The following is a 19,766-nucleotide window of genomic DNA, read 5'->3' as shown; positions in this document are numbered from 1 at the left end:
ATCGAATTGTGACAGCCGTACGAAACGGAATGGCCGTCAATGACCGAGCTCGAAGGAGGACTTACTCCACGCGACCAATTCGCAGAAGCGAAGCCTCTCGTCGTGACCAAAACTGCGAACTCAGCATTATTCCAGCGGGCGGTTTTCATTTCAACTGTTGTCGGGCGAATCGCTTCCGTTTTTTATCGGATCGCGAATCGTTTGGCCCCTGTTTTGCTTTATAACGATCCGGAATCACAAATTGGTCTTGCTTCGACGGCCGGAGAAGAGAGAATACGGGCGCACCTAGGGGGGTGCATCGCGACCGGGTTTGTCTTGCTGTGCTCGGTGGTGACTTTTTCTTCGAATTTCGACGACATGGAAACTGACGGGCGCGGGTGCACGCGTCCCAGGTCAAGGAGAGACCGTATGCTCGTACTGCAACGAAAGTCCGGCGAGGAAATTCAGATTGGCGACGATGTCGTCATTCGGCTCCTCAAATCGTCCGGAAATCGCGTCATGATCGGAATCGAAGCACCCGACGGGACTTCGATTCGCAGGGCTGAGTTGACGCCGAATCTGAAAGGGAAACGGGATTCGCGACCCGTGCGCGATTGCCACGGCGACCCGATCGGCGTCTGAACGCTGGCCGAATAAGGCACCAGACAAGGCAGCGGGACGGTGAAGACCGCCCCGCTGTCTTTTTTTACGCGCTTGAGCGTCACACGGTTAGCGGGGCAGGCTGACGTTGATGGCTCTCAATCGAGGGGGATTCGTCCGGCTCAGCTTCGACTAATTTGTTCGAAGACTTGTGGCGACCGAAGATGCTCCCGACCTGAGCGAGCAACACTAACGAGGCGGGAACGAACGTCAGCGCCAGCAGAGTTGCTCCCGCCACACCCCCGGCGATCGACACCGCTAACGGCGGCCAGAATTTGCCGCCATCGACCAGCAACGGGATGAATCCCGCGATCGTCGTAATTGTTGTGGCAACGACGTGACGGGTCTCACGCATCGCAATTCTGTGAATCGCATCCACGTCGCCGCTCCGTGCCAGTGGATCCTCTCTCAACGCGGCGAGCACCACGATCGCATCGTTGATGGCCACGCCGACGAGGCCCATCGTGCCGACGATTGCCATGAATCCGAAGGGGTAACCGGCGACGTACAGTGCACCCAGGCCGCATCCGACCGACAAGAACCCGACCGCCCCAATGATCCCGGCCATCCGAAACGAATGAAACGACAGCACCAGCGTCGCCACCATGATGGTTCCCAGCACGCCGACGAACGCGAGCAGATTGCCGACCGCCCGATCCCGCGCGGCCGACTCGCCGCCGACGTCGATCGAGTATCCCGGAGGCAGAACGATGCGACCCGCTTCGATCGACTCGGCCACCCGCCGGCGAAACGGTTCCAAGACCGTCGAAGGCAACACGCCCGCGTTAATGAAACCCTGCACTGTATTAACGCGTCGCCCGTCGCGCCGGGGAATCCCCGCGGACACCGGCTTCAGTCGGGTCTCCGCAATGGCGGAGAGCGGGACGAATTCCGCGCCCCGCACACCTTGCTGCTGCGGCGGCAATAATTCGAGCGAGCGAATCGCATCGAGTCGGCCGCGGTCCTGCGAACCGATCCGAACCCGCACCGGCAATTCTTCGGTCGCCTCAAGGATCGAACCGCCGATTTGACCTTCCAACGTGGCTTCGAGTTGTCGAGCAATACCGGCATTATTAAAGCCTGCGATGCGGGCGCTTTCCTCATCGACCTCCAATGACATTTTCGGAAGCGTCTCCGTCAGGTTGGCCCGGCTGTACGTCGTGTGTTCGACCGCCACTAATTCCTCACGCAGTTGCTCGCCGACTTCTCGCAGCACATTAAGATCGGGTCCGTAGACTCGCATTTCGACCGGGGCATCAAACGGCGGCCCCTGTTCGAGTTGCCGGGCCAGCACTCGCACAGCCGGGAATTGGTCATCCAGCTCAGCCTGAATTTTATTAATCCGTGCGAAGATATCACGACCGCTATCCAGTTGCACCAAGGCCTGCCCGTATTGAGACGCATTCTGTCGATTGCGAAGCAGGTTGTAGTAAAAGCTCGGTGCACTCCGTCCGAGAAACCAATGCACGTCTTCCACACCGGGCATCTCAACGACGACCTCGCGGATCTCCAAAGCCGTTTGTCTCGTCCGCCCGATTGAAGCCGAGGGCGGAAGCTCAATTTCAATTTGAAACTGGTTACGGTCCGAGGGCGGAAAAAACTGTTCCGGTAACATGCCCCCGACGTAAAAGCCCATGAATGGAAAAACCGCCGATAAACCGATCGCGGCGATGGGGACGCGGAACAGGAAACCGAGCACGTTTTTATAAATGCGAGCGATGAAGGGGATCGAGATGCCATCACGCCACCAATGATGGCGATCGGTCTTCCGGACAAACCGCTGCGTCAATCCCGTGACGGCCGGCACAATTGTCAGCGAAACGGCCAGCGAACTAATGAGCGCGAGGATCACGCCCGTCGCGATCGACCCGACGAACTCGCCGGCCGGCCCCGGCATTAAAGCGATCGGCGAAAACGCGAGGATCGTCGTTAAAGTCGACCCGAATAATGGAACAGCCAAATGCCCGACCGAGTGCGCAATGGCATCGGCGGGGGGTTCGTCCTTGAGCCGACGCCGAACTTCGTCGACCACAACGATCGCGTTATCAATTAATAATCCCAGCGCGATGATCAGGCCGGTCACCGACATTTGATGAATCGGGATACCGAATAAGTTCATCCCGGCAAACACGCACAACACTGATAGCGGCAGCGCCGTGCCCACCAGCACCGCCGACCGCCAACCCATAATGACAAAGATCACTCCGACGACGGCCAGCGCTCCGAGGATAAGGTTATTAATTAATGCGCCGAGACGGTCCGCCGTATAGACGCTTTGATCGAACACCACGGGCAGGCCGATGCCCTGCGGCAGCCCCTCCCGAAAGGCATCGACTTCGCGATGAGCGGCCTCCGCCCAATGATCGACGCGAAAATCCGATTCGACGAACACCGCCAGCGTGACGGCCGGTTTGCCACCGATCAGCGTCTCATCCGTCATTGGTCGTCGAACCGCTTTCGATATCGTCGCGACGTCACCGAGTTGCACGATCGTGCCGTCTTCGGCCACGCGGATCGGAGTTCGCCGCACCCGTTCCAGCGAATCGAGTTCCGACGACACCTCGAGCAGCAGGTCCGCCTCTTCGGACCGCAGTTGGCCGGCGGCATTCTTAGAGTCGCTATCGTCGATTCCGGCGGAAATCGACGCCGCGTCAAGCCCCGAGGCAATGGCTCGCGATGGATCGACTTCGACGAGAATTTCCTCCTGCGGATCGCCATAAAGATCAATTTCTTCGGTGCCTGCGATCGCTTCGAGGTGATCCTTTAATTCTTCGGCCAGCCTCCGCAAAATCGCGTAGTTCGGCGGGCCGTCGGCTTCCCACACGACCGACGTAATAAAGGCGTAGGCTTTGACATCGATTTCCTCGAATTCCGGATCGAGCGCGTCCTCGGCTATTGTTAAACGGGCGTCGTCGAGTTCGTCGCGGATGCGAGACCACACCGGTTCGGTCTCGTAGACGTCGTCCCTTAATTCGACGGTTAAGATTGAGACTTCGGAACTGCTCGTCGATTCGATTTCTTTAATCTCTTCGATCTCGGTCAGTTCGTCCTCAATCTTTTCCGTCACCAGCGCTTCGACGCGCTCCGGCGGGGCACCGGGGTAGATGGTTTTGATCAGCGCGACCCGTGACGTCAGCTCGGGGTCTTCCAGCCTCGGCAACACATGCCACGAGGACAGACCGGCCACGGCAATAATGATGACGGTCAGCGTGAGCAACCGTGTATCGCGGTAAAATAAAGTCGACATGCCGGTCGATCCGGAGGGAGACGGTGGCGGGGAAACTATTCGATCACAACTCGCTGTCCGGGAACGACGCGATGCACTCCTGAGGTGACAACGCGCTCGCCTTGGGAGATTGTGCCGCGGACGAGGGAAAAATCGTCATGCGTATCGAGTAATTCCACGTCGCGCCGGCGGACGATCCCTATTCGTTCGCCGGCGTCTTCGGATTCCGTTTTCTCGACCACATAGCACGACCACAGGCCCCGAATACCTCGCACGAGTGCGCCCCGCGGGATGCTGATTCCTTCAACGTCTTTGCCCGACTTCAATTGCAGTCGAGCAATCTGACCGGCGACCACTGCTCGACTTTTATCGTCCAGATTCATGCGGATAATCACGACCTGCGTTCGTGTTGCGAGGCTGACTTGAGGAAGCACGGTCTTAACGGTCCCGTTTCGAACCCGTCTCGATACTTTGACCTCGACCGTTTCGCCGGCATTAAGACCCGCGGCCAGTTCAGCCGGTACACCGACCCGCAGTTCCAACACGGAATCTTCGATCAGACGGAAAACAGATTCGCCTACCGCGACGACGTCACCCTCATCTTTATTTCGCCTGACGATCGTTCCTCCGAACGGAGCCGTGAGCACGGCATCCTTAAAGTCTTCGGCAATCGACTCCAAAGAGGCTTCGAGCGATGCCACGCGAGCTCGTTGGGCATCGACTTGCTCCTTCCGCGTGCCCTCGCGTAGTTCGTCGAGCGCCGCCGCTGCCGCGTCTCGCTGCGCGATCATCGACTGATAACCGAACCGAAATTCGTCGAACTCCTCGCGGGTGATGACATTGCGTTCGAGCAGTCGTTTGCGCCGTTCAAGCTGATTTCTTTGAAGTGCAACTTTCGCGTTCGCGTCAGCCAAATTAGCCGCGGCGGCGTCAATGTCTTGCTTGCGCGGGCCATTGACGAGTTCCGTCAACATGGCACGGGCTTCGGCCAGATCAGCCTGCACCTGCTTCTGCCGCACGTAGAGGTGACTCGTATCGACATGCCCGAGAATGTCATCAGTATCGACTCGCGCGCCTTCATCGACGATGAGTTCGACGATCCGCCCGCCCCGTTCGAATCCGAGGTCTGACTCGCGCGATGCTTCGATGGTGCCGGTGAACTCTCGCTGAACCATCAGCGAGGCCACTCGCTCGGCGGTGACGGTCTCAACGGGCAGGGGACGACCGGTCGCCTCCGGCGTTGCATCGGCGGGCGGCGAGAGGACCGCCATCAGCGCGACAACGGCCACAATCGGAGCGGCGCCTCCCAACAGCGACAGTACAATACGCGTCGTCATTTTTTGACGCCTTGTCATTTTTGAGGCAAAAAAATTTACGCAGCCGTTTCGACCATCTTCATCTCTTCTGAGAACAGTTCTCGGCCCGCCCTCTCCCAGACCGCATCGTGGTCGAACGCCGTTGAGAGCGGCTCCCACCTGATGCCGTCGAGATAATGGTGGTAATTGTGCACGATCGCACGGTACGGGTCCGTAATGCCCAGCTCGGCCACCGGTGCCCCGTGAGCAATCGTGTAACCACCCATGCAAAGTGACCAGAGGCCAAATCCAATATTTTCGGGCGGCTCGTCTTTCGGCAGCGAGAGGTCCCCATGAGCAATGCCGTCTCGGATGATCCCCGCGATGATTGCCATGCAGCGGCCCTCGGAGGCCATCAGCTTCTCTTGCCGAACTTCAGCCGTTTTGCCACGAATCGAGCTCATTTGCAGCACCTGTTCGACTCGAAAATGATCGGGGAACAGGCGAACGAACAATTGGGCGGCGCAACCGATCGCGGTCATCCGCTCCCGCGGTCGTCCTTGGAATGTGGCGGCCCGCGCGAACATTTCGACCCGTTTACCGGTTGCCGCCGCGGCCAGGCCCATCAGCACGTCCTCTTTCGACTTAAAATGCTGGTAGACCGTCCCTTTCGAGTATTCGATCTCCGCAGCGATGTCGTCCATATTAAAGCCGAAGTAGCCGCGGTCGTTGAGCAACCGTCGAGCGACGTCGAGGATCAGGGCCTCGCGTTGTTCGAATTCCCGCTGTTTTCGTGTGGAGCGCAATGTCATAGTTGCTTTATCGTAAACATGGCGTCACAAATTGACAAGTCGTCAAAAAATAGGTCGCGGAAGTTTGTGTGCGGTCTTTGACCCACGGGGTGGGACCCGTGGGCTTGGCGGGGTATCCTCTCTCGCTACTCGCCTTGTACCTCGCCGAGAACGCCTTCGATGAGTGATCCGAAAGCCCTGATTTTTGACATGGACGGCGTCCTCGTCGATTCCTTCGGGCCCCATTTTGAGACCTATCAGGTTCTTGCGCGTGAAATCGGTGGCGAGTTCACGATGGAAGCCTATGCGAAGTGGTTCGGCCGCACGACCGACGTGATCCTCAAAAGTGACGATTGGCCCGAGGACGATCTGACCGACGAACAGATCCGTCAGCGGGACGATCGCAAAGAGATTCTCTATCGCGAAATCGTCGATCGAGAGTTTCCCGCGATGGATGGAGCCGTCGAATTGATGAAGGCGGCCAAGGACGCGGGCTTTCACATCGGCATCGGCACGGCCGGGCCGCGCGGCAACCTCGATCAGTCGATCGAAAAGCTCGGCGTGGCCCAAATCGTTGAAATCAGCGTCGCCTCGGATGATGTGACTCGGACGAAGCCCGATCCCGAAGTCTATCTGAAGGTCAGTGACGGGCTGGGCGTTCCCCCGCGACGCTGTGTGGTGATCGAAGACTCGATTTACGGTGTCGCCGCAGCCAAGGCGGCCGGGGCGATGTGTGTCGGCTTTTGCAGTACCGGGCACTCCCGTGATCAATACGGCGAGGCAGACATCGTTGTCGATTCACTACGCGAGCTGTCACCGGCCCGCTTCGACGAGCTGCTTTCCGCTGGAGCTTAAATTGCGTCGCAATGCGGCGTGTGCCGCGTTTCGTTGATGCAACCAACGGAAGTTGTTTGCATGATGCAAGAAGCCGACCGTTGCCGGCAGCGCCATTGAAGAAGACATCGCGAAACATCAAGCGGAGAGAAGCATCATGGCGGTCCAAACCATTCGCACCGAGGCGAAGGCTAACTCCGCTTCCGGAGACGGTTCCGTCGCACCGGACGCGCTGGAGGCGTCGATCCTCATCTATGGAGCGTCGGGCGATTTGACGGCCCGGAAGCTGCTCCCGGCGCTTTACGATTTGTGGACCGACGGCTATCTCACCGACCGGGCGCCGATCATCGGCGTCGCCCGGCGCGACAAGTCGAACGAAGAATTCCGCAACGAAATGTTCGATGCGGTCAGCAAATCGGACGAGGGCATCACACGGGAAAAATGGGATGCGTTCGCTCAACGGCTGTTTTACAGTCGCCTCGATATCGATCAGCCCGATCAGTACGCCGATTTCGGCAACGACATCCGCCAGCTCGAGTCCGATTCGGGCGTGACGGGCAAACGGATCGCCTATCTCGCGGTCACGCCTTCGCTATTCGTCCCGTGCGTTGAGTCGCTGTCGCAGAGCGGATTGATCCCCGATCCCGAGGAGAAGGATTGGCTGCGTGTGGTGATCGAGAAGCCGTTCGGCCGCGACCTCGACTCGGCGAAGGAACTCGCCCGCGATATGGGTCGGCTGCTCCGCGAAGAGCAGATTTACCGGATCGATCACTACCTCGGCAAAGAGACGGTCCAGAACATCCTGCTGTTCCGCTTCGGTAACGCGATCTTCGAGCCGCTGCTCAATCAGAAGTACGTCGACTTCGTGCAGATTACGGTGGCCGAATCACAGGGGATGGAAGGGGGCCGCGGCGGATATTACGACACGTCCGGTGCCCTGCGGGACGTGTTGCAGAATCACGTGCTGCAGTTGCTCTGCCTGACCGCGATGGAGCCGCCCGCGAAGTTTCTCGCTGGCAACCTGCGGGACGAAAAGATGAAAGTGCTTCAGGCACTCAAGCCCGGGGGCGACAAAATCTCCGATTGGGCGATCCCTGGGCAGTATGTCGCGAGCGAACGCGGCGGTGAGTCGAAGAAGGGCTATCGGCAGGAAGACCGCATTCCCGACGGTTCGAACCGCGAGACGTACGTCGCGATGAAGGTGAAGATCGATAACTGGCGGTGGGCCGGCGTGCCGTTTTATCTGCGAACCGGCAAGCGACTGCCGACACGGGTGACCGAGATTGCCATCCAGTTCAAGCAGCCGCCGATGCAGATGTTCCGGACGGTCGAGTGCGAGGGCGACGTGTGCGATCTCGTCGCGGCGCGACCCAACATGCTCGTGTTTCGCATTCAGCCGAAGGAAGCGATCTCGCTGACGTTCTCCACGAAGCGTCCGGGGATGCAGTATCAGATTCACCCGGTGACGATGGACTTCGCCTACGAAGAAGCCTTCGAGATGAAACTGCCGGAGGCATACGAGCGGCTGCTGCTCGACGTGATCCGCGGCGACAACACGCTCTTCACGCGCGATGATGAATTGGAAGCCGCTTGGGAGTTCGTCGACCCCGTCCTGGAATACTGGGAGGGTCAGAACATCGAGCCGTGTGGCTACGAAGCCGGGACCTGGGGTCCGAAGGAAGCAGCCGAACTGCTCTATCAAGCGGGCCACTCCTGGCGATCCCCGCAGGTCTAAAGCCGTTTAGCCGCGACCGATAGGGAGCGCTCCCTATCGGTCGCGGCTAAACGACATGACGATTCGATCAACGCGCGCCGTTCGACGATCAATAAGCATAGAGCGTGCCACAGCCGTAGGTGCCGACGTAGGCCGGTCCACCGAGATAGCCGCCGAACGCGGAGTTCAGCACAGGCGCGGGGCAGCCGCACACGCCGTAGGCCGGCATCCCGTAGCCATAGCCGTACTTGTGCCCGTAGCCCTTGTAGAATCCCCCGCCGTACAGCCTCGGGCGAAACGCGTTGTAGCCGTAGTAACGCGGCTTGTAGTAGGCGTAGCCGTAGTTGAGCGGGCGGTAGTAGAACGAGTCGTTGAAGTATGTCCCGCCGTAGCCTCCGTAGAAGCTGGGGCTGTATCGGGCGCGATAGTAGCCGTACCCGTAGAACGACGGCCGGTACATGCTGTACCCGTAATACGCGGGCCGCTTCAGGCTGCGGTATCCATAGCCGAGGTCATACGGCTTATAGCCGAAGGCACCGTTCCGAACGCCGATTCCGTAGCCCAGACCGACCGGATTCAAGTCGACGGTCATCTCTGCCGGACGATAGACGCCGTCACGCACCGGCACTTTGTCCGAAGCCGACGCAGGCATGACCAAGACCGCGGCGAACGCGGCCGCCAGAACTCCGCCGATCAACCGAACGCACATCACATCGCCTCAACAGAATTCGAACGCCGTCCGCTCCGTCGTTTCTTCCCATGTTCCCTAAATTCAACACTTTGACTTTAGAACGGGGGTTGGGGGGACGCAAGTAATTTAATCGGGGCGTCCGGGATGCTCCGCCTGTGCCGGTTCTTGCGGTCGATCACGGTCGCATCAACTGCACCGATCCTGTCGATCGATGCTAGTCCCAGAGGCCATGCTCCGGCGCTGCGGCTGCGAACAAGCGTTGAGCTTGCCCTCGAAGTCGCGGACGCACCGATCCGGCAGCGTCACTAATTCGTGTGATTGATCGTATGAAGCCCTCCCGTCAGCAACTCGCCCTGATCTGTTTGGCGATCTCGATCTGCGGGAGCACCGGCTGCGTTTACTCCAGCCGATACGTCGTCACGCGATGTTGGGCCGATAAGAATACGCTTCGCGAACCGGCTTTGTTCGTCGAGCAAATTCACCATCTCCCCCCGACACGAGCCGACGCCGAGCACTATCGCTGGTCGTACAATGCCGGGCCGGGGTCAATTCCTGTGCATAGTCCACCGGCAGGCGCCTCCTGGGTATCCGCAGAAGTTCCCGCGGCGGCGACAGAGCCGGTCTTAAAGGAGCCGGTCATGAACGAACCGGTCGACCTCAGGCCTCCGGTGGACTCGAAGAGGGACGACAGCCTCCCGCCGCTACCGGCCAAGGCGAACGATACGGCCGCGCAATCGTCCCCGCCGGTCCGCGGCGCTTGGCTGTTTCGCAGCCGCGGCTGATTCGGCGTCGCCTTCCCGCAGCGAACGCATGGGGACACTCCCGGATCACCGGCAAATTCCGCTCGCCTAAGATAGGCTGAGTCAGGAATTGGACATTTGCCGGAGGGACGTATCGATGAGCACCGCTACCGTCAGCCAGACTTTCCGTGTCGAGGGCATGCACTGCGAATCGTGTGTCCGCCGCATCGAAGCATCGGTCGGCGAAGCGCTTGAGCGCGGACAGACCGCCTCCATCACACTCGCCCCGCCCGAAGTTACGATCGAAGGCGATGAGCCGATCGACAAAGACCGAATCTCCCAAGCCGTGCAAAACGCCGGCGATTACCGGGTCCAATCGGAAGTCGAGCCAGACACGACGAAACAGCCGGAGTTTGATACCGAGCCAGACCCTTCCAGCACCGAAACGGAAAAGAGCTACTACCCGCTGATTCTGATGGTCGGCATTCTGCTCACCGGTACGCTATTGATACGTTGGCGAACCGAATGGTCGACCGGCGAGTTCATGGCCGACTTCATGGGCGGTTTTCTGATGGCCTTCGCCTTCTTCAAACTGCTCGACCTCCGCGGGTTCGCCGCGACCTTCAGCATGTACGACCTCGTGGCCAAAGCGTGGAAGCCCTACGCCTATGTGTATCCTTTCATCGAACTCGGGCTCGGAGCTGCTTACCTCGGAAGAATTTTCCCGACCGCCACGAACATCGTGACAATCGTCGTGATGCTGATCGGTTCGATCGGCGTGCTGAACAGTCTGCTGAATCGCCGCCAGATTCGCTGCGCCTGCATGGGGACGGTCATTAATCTTCCGATGTCGACCGTCACTTTAATTGAAGACGTTGGCATGGCGGCCATGGCTGCGGGGATGCTGTTAATGCATTAAATATAGTGGCAAGCCGCGTGTGAGTGCGGGAGATGAATTTCTCTGTTGATCTCCCTCGCTTGCGCGTCGGGCTATTGTTGGAACTTTTCACCTCGATTCTGGAAACGACGTTATGAAGGCTTATCAGATTCATTCGGACGGTGGGATCGACGCGATCGAGCGAGTCAATCTCGACGGCCCCAAGCCCAAGGCTGATGAGGTTCTCGTCCGCATCCGCGCCTGCAGCTTGAATTATCGCGACTTAATTGTCGCTCAAGGCGGATATTCGCGGAATGACACGCGACCGGTCATCCCGCTCAGCGACGGGGCAGGGGAGGTCGTTGAAGTCGGCGAGGATGTTACCGAGTTTAAGACCGGTGATCGTGTCGCCGGTTGTTTCTTCCGCGACTGGGTCGGTGGAGATCCGACGGAAGAACAGTTTCAGACCGCGCTCGGCGGCGGCATCGATGGCGTCCTTCGCGAGTACATGACGTTTAAGCCGCACGCCCTTGTCCCCGTGCCGCAACATTTGTCATTCGAGGAAGCCTCGACGCTGCCCTGTGCCGCGCTCACCGCATGGCAGGCCTTGGTTGTCAAAGGCGACATAAAGGCGGGTCACGACATCCTGACCCTCGGAACCGGTGGCGTCTCGACCTTTGCCATCAAATTTGCCGCGATGCACGGTGCCCGCGTCATCGCGACCAGCAGTAGTGACGAGAAGTTAGAGCAGGCCAAACAACTCGGGGCAACGGACATCGTCAATTACCGCGATAACCCCGAATGGCACCGCAACGTGCGCGACCTGACGGACGGTCGTGGCGTTGATAATGTCGTTGAAGTCGGCGGCATCGGCACGTTGGAGCGCTCGCTAAAGTCGGCCGCACTCAATGGGCACGTCTCACTCATCGGCGTATTAAGTGGTACTGAGGGGGCGGTGAACCCGCTTCTCGCCCTGTTTAATCGCGTCACGATTCACGGCATTTATGTCGGCAGCCGCGAGATGTTTCACGCCATGAACCGTGCGATCGAAACATCACAACTTAAGCCAGCCATCGATCGGGTCTTCGGCTTTGATGAAGCTCCGGATGCCTATCGGCATTTGCAGTCGGGTTCACACGTCGGCAAGGTCGTTATCGCGATCGATTAATTTTTTCGGTAAGTCTCCCGCCGTTAATCGGCCCGATAGCCACCGGTAGGTGGCGAACCCGACCAAGCTCCCCGATGTCCCGACGATCGACACCATCGCAGCAAGCGGAAGCTCGTAAGAAAGAAGATAAGTCGCGAACGCGAGGTTCATGCCCGCAGAATATAGAAATGCGTATTCCCCGAAGGTGCAGTAGCAAATTCGTCGAAATATCCTCGCCCAGCGTTTTAGTAGTCGCGTTTCGACCAGGGCGATGACCGCTCCGAACGCCGATGACATCACGATCGGGACGACGCCAAAAAGTCCGATCGAACCGGCCGGACCGAACAGATCAATACTCATCTGGTAGAACGACGGGACACCGACTTCGTTCATTCGAACGTGCAGACTGTGATCCACCCCCCAGCAAACCAGCGCGCCGATTAAGGCTCCGGCGAGGACAATTATTGGGAGTCGGATCATTGAAACGCTGATTGATCATCTCTGCTGAATGACATACAGCCGCGGGCCCGTTTCTACTGTCGCCGGGTGCAGCGGCCACGCCAACTTTTGAACCGAATCCAGATCCATCGATGCGAAGTGTTCTTCAAGGGCGATTGTTTCTTCGCGACCGCCACTGTGGCCCGTGTAAGCGATGACGGAAAGGAGACCGGCGGGTTTGAGTAGTTGAAACGATTGCGAGATCGCCGGCAGGGTCGAATCCCGCGTTGTGACGATGCCATGGTCGCCACCGGGAAGATAGCCCAAGTTAAACATCACGACGGAAATTCGTCCGTCAAGGTCCGGCGGGAGCTCTGACCTTAGTCGACTGTGAGAGGATTGATAGAGTCGGACGTTCTGATAGCCGGCCTCTTCGAGAAGCTGCCCCGCTGCTTTGAGCGCATCGAGCTGAATATCAAAACCATACACGTTCCCGTCGCCGCCGACACCTTCGGCCAGAAATAACGTGTCGTAGCCATTGCCAACGGTCGCATCGATGACGGTGTCCCCCGGCCGAAGGTGGGGCCGAATCAATGCGTGGGCTTGCTCGGTCAATCGCATGATGTCGACGCCTTCACGCTCGAGCTGGCCAGATCCGCCTCCGGTTCGATATTCGACCCATCGCAGAGATGACTGACCAGTTGCTCGGCAAAATAGGGCGCTTGTAAAACACCTTTCGAGCCGAGACCGTTGAAGCAGTAGACGCCCGAAAACGTTTGATGCTGCCCGATCGTCGGCCGCTGCCAACGCAAGATCGGCCGTACGCCGGCTGCTTGATCGATGACGCGATACGGCACACGCAGCATCCGCTGCAATCGAAGTTCAAGATTCACCCGACCCGCATCGGTGACCTGATCATCGAGCCGGTCCCACTCATACGTGGCCCCGACGGCTAAGCCGTCCCCGACATCAGCCAGCCAGCCTCCGCTGTGAATCGTCCGCGAATCACAAGTTGGAAACCGCTCAATTTTTAAGACTTCTCCTTTGGCAGCATTAAAGTCCAATCCTGCGAAATCCTCAGACATTGATTCTGAGAACCCGCGACAGCACACAATCTGGTTAGCCGATAAACCGAAGGTCTCGATCACAAGACGACCTGCATCTTCGCGAACGTCCTTGGTCAGATCGAACTCGCCAAGGATCAGCCGACCTTGCTGCTGCAACCATTCTCCGATGGCTTCGACGAAGCCGGGCACATCAAGCCGGCCCGCCCGTTTCATCTGGAAGCCTCCGAACGGCGCATGGTAGAGGCTTTCATTCACAGCGGGATCGATGGTTTCGACGAGGTCACCGAATTCGCGTTCCGCTTTACCATCGAATCGTTCACGCTCGGCCTGAGAGCCGAACAAACGTACCGCTGACCGGGCCGAATAGAGTTCCTGCCCGAGTTCGCGCTCGATTGCCCGATAGATGGCGATCCCTCGGCGATGAAATTCGTCGAAACGCCACGACCGCACAAGGCGTTTCCCCGTGATCGGCGTCACCAATCCCACCGCTACTCTCGATGCGGAACCGATATCTCCGCGATCAATGACGACGACGTTCTCATTTCGCTGCAGCAACAACCACGCAACGAGCGAACCGGCAAGACCCTGTCCGATGATAACCGTATCGACCTTTCGCACATTCTTATCCGTCTGAATGGCAGCGATCCGGCTTTATACGTCGAGGTCGGTCACTTCTAAGGCGTGCTTCTCAATAAATTCACGCCTCGGCTCGACGGAATCACCCATTAAGACCCGGAATATCTCATCTGCCGCCGCCGCGTCTTTCATTGTGACCTGCAACAGTGTGCGCGTCTCGGGGTCCATCGATGTCGTCCACAATTCTTCGCTGTCCATTTCGCCCAAGCCTTTAAAGCGGGTCAGCCTCAGGCCTTTTTCACCCATCTTGCGGAGCGTATCAACGACCTCCCGCACCGTTTGAATCGACACGTCACCGTCCGGGTTCTCGATCACGAATCGATGAATTGGCTCTCCACCGGGCGTAAATTTCGGAAGAAAGTCAGGCAGTTTGATGCCGAAGTCCCGGCTGAGTTTCGCGATAACCTCATTTAACGTCTTAATTTCATGGAAATCGGTCACTTGCAGCGACGCATCGTCTTTCGCGTCTGGTGACTTTGATTCGGGTTCGCGGTCGACGACTTCTAATTCATCGCCGCGGGCTGCCTCCTGTTCGGCGAGAAATGCGTCGAGTTCATCGCGGGTGACGAACCAGTGTTGTTGTTTGCCGACAAATACGCGAAACCGCGGGACGTAGATTTCGTCCTTGGAAAAGTTCTGAATTAACCATTTCAGATCAACGCCGCGGCGGTCGAGCGTGTCGAACGGTTCTTCCAATTTAATCAACAGTTCAAGAATGCGGTCGAAGATTTCGCCGGAAAAGACGGTGCCGTCATCGACCACTTTCAACTGGCTCTGATCCCGCCCTAACGCGACCAATTCCCGCATCATCGCTTCGTGGGTCTGCACATAACGAGGATCCGACTTCCCGCTCTTCTTTTGAACCCGGTACAAAGGAGGCTGTGCGATATAGACGCAGCCCTGTTTGACGAGTTCTCGCATGTGCCGAAAAATAAACGTGAGCAACAGTGTGCGGATGTGCGATCCATCGACGTCGGCATCGGTCATCACGATGATCTTGCCGTAGCGGCGACTGGAGATGTCGTCACTCTCAGCCTGTGGTGGAATACCGATCGCCTTGAAGATGTTGCTAATTTCGGCATTGTCGAGAATCTTGACGAGCTGTGCCTTCTCGACGTTTAAGATTTTACCTCGCAGCGGCAGAATCGCCTGGGTGTTCGAATCACGACCGGTATCGGCACTCCCGCCCGCCGAATCCCCTTCGACGAGATAAAGCTCGGTAATCTCGAGCTCACGCGAACGGCAATCGCGAAGCTTTTCCGGTAGCCCGCCCGTCGTCAACGCCCCCTTGCGACGGACCATTTCACGGGCTTTCTTCGCCGCTTCGCGGGCTTCAGCCGCGCGGGTCACCTTGTCGATAATCGTTTTCGAAATCGACGGGTGCTCTTCGAGATAGATCGCCAACTTCTCGCCGACGATCGTATTGACGATCCCCTCGACCTCGGGGTTCAGCAATTTAATTTTGGTCTGTGCTTCAAACTTCGGATCGGGATGGCGAACCGTCACCACGGCTGCCAGGCCCTCGCGAAAGTCATCACCGTTCGGGGTGACGTCCTTAAACGCATTGTGCCGCTTGCCGTAGGCGTTGATCGTCCGCGTGACCGCGGTTCGAAAACCCGATAAGTGGAAGCCGCCGTCCGAGTTGTAAACGCCGTTCCCGTAGCAACGCACGGTGTCGCTGAAGGCATTCGAATACTGCATGGCGACGGAGACTTCAACGTCGTGCTCTTCGGAGCGACCCTCCATCGTAATGACATCCGGAAAGAGCGGCGTCTCCGTTCGATTTAAGAATTTGACGAATTGAATCAAACCGTCTTCGTAATAAAACTCGTCGGACTGCTCCGTCCGCTCGTCAGTCAACTTCGTTCGGAAACCCGGATTAAGAAACGCCGCATCCTGCAGCCGGCGACTCAGTGTCTCATAGGAAAATGTCGAATCGCCGAAAATCTTAGGATCAGGCTTAAAGCGAATTTTGGTGCCGGTCTGGTCGGTCCGCCCCAGCTTCTTCAGTGGTACCGATAAAATCCCCTCCGCGAATTCCATCGTCCAAACGTGACCTTCACGGCGAACTTCGACCTCCAACCACTCACTACAGGCATTTACGGCGGTAATGCCGACGCCGTGCAGCCCTCCCGTACCGGTCTTATAGCCGGAGGAGCGATCGAATTTTCCGCCGGCGTGAATCTCGGTGAACACGACTTCGAGCGCACTGCGGTCATCCATGCCGGGCATTGGGCCGGTGGGAATGCCGCGTCCGTCGTCGGTCATTTCGACGCTGCCATCCGCCTCAATCTTAACGGTTGCGGTTGAGGCATGGTTGTTTACGAATTCATCGATCGAGTTATCGATGACTTCGTAAATCAGATGGTGCAAGCCGACCGCATCGGTCCCGCCAATATACATGGCGGGCCGCAGGCGGATGCCCTCAATGCCCTTAAGCGCCCGCATATTCTCATGGTCGTAATCGCTCTGCGGGGCGGTCGCATCGGACACGTCGTTTTCTTCACTCACTCCGGACTCTCCTCGAAATCGGACAGCGCGGCGCCGGCGCTGCAAATCTTTGATGTTGGCCTGCGCGGTTTACGAATCGTCTCTCAGATCTCCGCGTAACCGAAACTTCAAGCCCTTAATTTTTAAATGCTCATACTTGTCGTTGAGTGCTTCTAAAATCGGATCGCGATGGTAAGCCGATAGCTCCCCCATCAAGGCCGAACTCGATACCGCGACATTCAAGATTCCACGATGCACATTAATCACACGGCTGTGCGAAGCGATTCGTTCGCCGGCCGTCTCGCGCCAGGCGGTTGATAGCTCAGCAGTCGCATTCGGTTTGGCGATTCCCTTCGCCTGAATCAGGTGCGAAAGGGCTTCGCCCAATGATTGAGGACGGGAAGAATCCGACATACGGCGTCGCATAACGGAGTCCGTTTTCACCCTGTCCTGCAAGTCGACCGCATTATCGATCCCGTGATAGCGGCATGATGACATAGGTGAACGAGTCGCCCACTCGAATGACCGCCTGGCTGTCACCGTCGGTCAGATGAAGCGTAAACGCGGTATCGTTGTCCAAAATCCTCAGCACGTCGGCGACGAACCGCGGATCGAACGTGATGGTCAACGCCTCGCCGTCATAGGGAATCGGCAATTCGATTTTCGACTGCCCGACGTCGGCGGCGATGCTTTGTAATGTCAGCGTGCCGTCGGCGAATTTGAAGTCGACGCCCCGACTCTCGTCGTTGGTCACGATTTGTGCCTGACGGACGGCCGAGTAGAGCGGTCCGGCGACCATTTCGATCGTGATCGGCGTTTCATCAGGAATGACGGCTCGATATTTCGGAAACCGCCCTTGGACCAGTCGACTGGAAATCGTGCATTGGCCGACCCGCATCACGGCGTCGTTTTCGTGCAAAGCGAGCGCGACCTCCGCGTCTTCATCGGTGATGCTTCGCTCAATGAGCTGCATCGCCTTGCTTGGTACGACCGGCCCCGCATTGTTGGACTCGACGGTCCCTTCCTGCCGACAGGGAGCCTCGACCACCGAGAGACGCCGGCTGTCGGTGGCGGCGAAGGTGACGCGATCGGTAGCGGCCTCGAGCAGCACGCCGCCGAGGGCGTAGCGCGTGCTTTCGGTGTCGGTCGCGATCACGGTGCGACGAATCGCTTCCTTCAGCACGCCGCCGGGCATCGCCAGGTAGGCGGTTTCTTCGAATGAAGGGACCGGTGGGAAATCAGCGACATCCTCCGGAGAAAGTCGGAATTCACTATGGCCGCAGCGAATCCATACGCCGCCATCTTCAATCGACAGGTGGAAGTCGTCCTCAGTCAGTTCCCGCAGGATCTGACTGAATCGCCCCGCTGGAACGAGCGTCTCGCCCGGTTCTTCGACGTGAACCTCGGGAATCTCGTACCGAACGCCGATCTCCGAGTCGGTCCCGATGAGCGTGGCAGTGCCGTTTTCCGCGATAATGCGGACGTTTTTCAATATCTCCTTCGGGGTGCGTGCCGGTACCACCGACCCCACCGTTCCGAAGGCCATCGACAGCGTCGGTCGATGACATTGAAGCTTCATAAGATTCCATCCTGCGGATATGTCAGTCACTCGAAGATTCGATCGGGTATCACCCCCGAGAATCGAAAGAAACAATTACGAACTCAGAAACGGTCCACTCAGAGGAACTCCAAACTTAAATTTCAGTAGTAGTTCTGGGCGGCTTCATAATCGTCAATCATATCGATTCGGCCTTCGAAAATCCAAGGTACGACAGTGTTTATTGCGTTTTGCCCGATGTCGCCGGGTGTGAGAAACGTGTTCGAAGACGGTGGACGAATTGTTGCCGAAATGATGACAAAATTACCTTCGAACGTCCGGAGGTACTGAACGTCAATTAGTCACATATTTTTCGCGCTCTTAAGCGCCATTGGGCAACACTCCCGCGACACTGTTTTCACAGTCACACTCGCGGCCACAGAGTCGCCGTGAATTGTCGCCACGGGTCGGTGATTCGTCGCGTGGACTCAGCGCAGGCTCCGAAAACGACGTCGTCACTCGCGCCCAAAACTGCGAACGCCTTCAGCAAATCGAGCCATCTGGTGCAGGGGCCCCAAGGGCACGCCGGATGACCGCAAGATGACGCTGTAGGGCGGCTTGATCTTTGGCCCGGTTCTTCAAACGCCGGATCGCATGGATCACTGTCCCATGATTCTTGCGGCCGAAATAGGTCGCAATCCGTTCGAGTGAGCTGTCAGTCAACTGTCGTGACAGATACATCGCGATTTGACGCGGAAGGACCGACGCGGCACTCCGGCCGCCGGTTCGAAGCTGTCCGACGGAAAGATCAAACTGGTTCGCAACCGCTTGGGCAATCTCGGGCAGATCGATGGTTCGCGGCTTGACCTCGTCGGAGAGGAAACGTTTCGCCGTGGCCGAGTTGACGAAAGCGACGCCCTCTCGAGCGGCAATCGCATCCAGCCGGGTCATCGCCCCTCTCAGCTCGCGAGGCGACGACGTCAAGTTCTCTGCCAGGTAGTGAAGAATGTCAGCCGGAATCGCGAGCTGATATTTGCGGGCGAAATGGGAGAGCAACTCCGTGCGACTCGCCACGCCGAGTGGCTCAATCCCGACACACGTCCCACCGTGAAAACGGTTGATAAGTTGCGGAGTGACGCGTTCCAGCTCGCCGGGAGACTTCGCGGCGGTCAGGAGCACCCGCCCACCGCACGAGACGGTCTCGTCGATCGCTTCTTTCAGGAATTGCTGGGCCATCGGGAAGCCGGAGAGGCTGCCGACATCTTCGACGACCAACACGATCGCGGAGAGCAACTCATCCCGAACCGCCGCGATCTCGTCGTGCGGCTGACCTTCGGCGAGTCGTTCTCTCAGTTCCGCACCGGTCGTTCGAGTGACGAAATCACCGTCGGGTCTCAGGCGTTCCTGCCGCAGAAAAGTGCTGACAAGATGCGATTTCCCGCAACCGGCCGGGCCGTATAGATAAACCAATTGTCCCCGTCGAGCATCGCGACATTCCGCGAGTCGGGCCATCGCGGCACCGGCGAATCGGTTCTCCGGAAGAGGTACGAACGGGTCGGCAAAATCTGCCGTCCGGCGCGGCCCTTGGTAGAGCCGTGTCGTCAGATCCGCCACCGATGAGAGATCAGCACCCAACATTGCCAT

17 protein-coding genes are annotated in these 19,766 nt (G+C 58.2%); 6 read left to right on the top strand and 11 right to left on the bottom strand.

The genetic code is table 11. From position 1 onward, the window contains the following. The first annotated feature begins 408 nt into the window (after positions 1-408). The gene (locus Pan189_RS00085; protein WP_145361937.1) at positions 409-621 is read left to right on the top strand and encodes a carbon storage regulator; all 213 of its coding nucleotides are present in this window, start codon (positions 409-411) and stop codon (positions 619-621) included. A gap of 79 nt (positions 622-700) precedes the next feature. Here the strand turns inward: Pan189_RS00085 and Pan189_RS00080 are convergent, their stop codons facing one another. From Pan189_RS00080 to Pan189_RS00070, 3 genes are read right to left on the bottom strand one after another with little or no spacing between them, the layout of a single operon-like run. Further along, positions 701-3,886, bottom strand: a complete 3,186-nt coding sequence (locus Pan189_RS00080) for an efflux RND transporter permease subunit (RefSeq protein WP_145361936.1) — start codon at positions 3,884-3,886, stop codon at positions 701-703. A 35-nt stretch (positions 3,887-3,921) separates the two neighbouring features. After that, positions 3,922-5,202, bottom strand: a complete 1,281-nt coding sequence (locus tag Pan189_RS00075; protein WP_310820873.1) for an efflux RND transporter periplasmic adaptor subunit — start codon at positions 5,200-5,202, stop codon at positions 3,922-3,924. 35 nt (positions 5,203-5,237) lie between these two features. After that, positions 5,238-5,972: a TetR/AcrR family transcriptional regulator gene (locus Pan189_RS00070; RefSeq protein WP_145361934.1), complete on the bottom strand. Its 735-nt coding sequence runs from the start codon at positions 5,970-5,972 to the stop codon at positions 5,238-5,240. Positions 5,973-6,131: 159 nt separating this feature from the next. On the opposite strand from Pan189_RS00070, the gene Pan189_RS00065 reads away from it, so the two are divergent. Together Pan189_RS00065 and zwf are read left to right on the top strand one after the other, a co-directional pair. Next, positions 6,132-6,806, top strand: a complete 675-nt coding sequence (locus Pan189_RS00065; RefSeq protein WP_145361933.1) for an HAD family hydrolase — start codon at positions 6,132-6,134, stop codon at positions 6,804-6,806. A 136-nt stretch (positions 6,807-6,942) separates the two neighbouring features. Further along, positions 6,943-8,520 (top strand): glucose-6-phosphate dehydrogenase, encoded by a 1,578-nt coding sequence (gene zwf / locus Pan189_RS00060; RefSeq protein ID WP_145361932.1) that lies wholly within the window; start codon positions 6,943-6,945, stop codon positions 8,518-8,520. Between the two features lie 88 nt (positions 8,521-8,608). Here the strand turns inward: zwf and Pan189_RS00055 are convergent, their stop codons facing one another. After that, positions 8,609-9,208, bottom strand: a complete 600-nt coding sequence (locus Pan189_RS00055) for a hypothetical protein (protein WP_145361931.1) — start codon at positions 9,206-9,208, stop codon at positions 8,609-8,611. A gap of 308 nt (positions 9,209-9,516) precedes the next feature. Between Pan189_RS00055 and Pan189_RS00050 the strand changes: the two genes are divergently transcribed. The 3 genes from Pan189_RS00050 (at position 9,517) to Pan189_RS00040 (ending at position 11,975) form a co-directional block, all read left to right on the top strand. Next, complete coding sequence (locus tag Pan189_RS00050) at positions 9,517-9,972, top strand: hypothetical protein (protein ID WP_145361930.1); 456 nt, start codon at positions 9,517-9,519, stop codon at positions 9,970-9,972. Positions 9,973-10,087: 115 nt separating this feature from the next. After that, positions 10,088-10,849 carry a heavy metal translocating P-type ATPase gene (locus Pan189_RS00045; RefSeq protein ID WP_145361929.1) on the top strand — a complete coding sequence of 254 codons (762 nt, stop codon included), beginning with the start codon at positions 10,088-10,090 and terminating at the stop codon, positions 10,847-10,849. A gap of 112 nt (positions 10,850-10,961) precedes the next feature. Next, entirely contained in the window at positions 10,962-11,975 is a 1,014-nt protein-coding gene (locus tag Pan189_RS00040) for a zinc-dependent alcohol dehydrogenase family protein (protein WP_145361928.1), read from the top strand. On the opposite strand, the gene Pan189_RS00035 is transcribed toward Pan189_RS00040, so the two are convergent. From Pan189_RS00035 to Pan189_RS00005, 7 genes are all read right to left on the bottom strand, one after another. Then, positions 11,940-12,434, bottom strand: coding sequence for a hypothetical protein (locus Pan189_RS00035; RefSeq protein WP_145361927.1), 495 nt, complete (start codon positions 12,432-12,434; stop codon positions 11,940-11,942). The two genes, Pan189_RS00040 and Pan189_RS00035, sit on opposite strands and share 36 nt — an antisense overlap. 15 nt (positions 12,435-12,449) lie before the next feature. Continuing rightward, a complete protein-coding gene (mnmM, locus tag Pan189_RS00030) occupies positions 12,450-13,013 on the bottom strand; it encodes a tRNA 5-(aminomethyl)-2-thiouridylate-methyltransferase MnmM (RefSeq protein ID WP_145361926.1) in 564 nt (187 codons plus the stop codon). Next, positions 13,004-14,077 (bottom strand): NAD(P)/FAD-dependent oxidoreductase, encoded by a 1,074-nt coding sequence (locus Pan189_RS00025; RefSeq protein ID WP_310820872.1) that lies wholly within the window; start codon positions 14,075-14,077, stop codon positions 13,004-13,006. The genes mnmM and Pan189_RS00025 overlap by 10 nt, the downstream gene beginning before the upstream one ends. 33 nt (positions 14,078-14,110) lie before the next feature. After that, complete coding sequence (locus Pan189_RS00020; protein ID WP_310820871.1) at positions 14,111-16,606, bottom strand: DNA gyrase subunit B; 2,496 nt, start codon at positions 16,604-16,606, stop codon at positions 14,111-14,113. Between the two features lie 69 nt (positions 16,607-16,675). Next, the gene (locus Pan189_RS00015; RefSeq protein ID WP_310820870.1) at positions 16,676-16,999 is read right to left on the bottom strand and encodes a DciA family protein; all 324 of its coding nucleotides are present in this window, start codon (positions 16,997-16,999) and stop codon (positions 16,676-16,678) included. Positions 17,000-17,051: 52 nt separating this feature from the next. Continuing rightward, positions 17,052-18,164 (bottom strand): DNA polymerase III subunit beta, encoded by a 1,113-nt coding sequence (dnaN, locus tag Pan189_RS00010; protein WP_145361923.1) that lies wholly within the window; start codon positions 18,162-18,164, stop codon positions 17,052-17,054. Positions 18,165-18,665: 501 nt separating this feature from the next. Beyond that, positions 18,666-19,766: a DnaA/Hda family protein gene (locus tag Pan189_RS00005; protein ID WP_310820869.1), complete on the bottom strand. Its 1,101-nt coding sequence runs from the start codon at positions 19,764-19,766 to the stop codon at positions 18,666-18,668.

It is taken from the genome of Stratiformator vulcanicus (assembly GCF_007744515.1).
GTDB classification, from domain to species: domain Bacteria; phylum Planctomycetota; class Planctomycetia; order Planctomycetales; family Planctomycetaceae; genus Stratiformator; species Stratiformator vulcanicus.
Note: the sequence above shows the minus strand (reverse complement) of the source record. Positions and strands in the feature narration are given on the sequence as shown.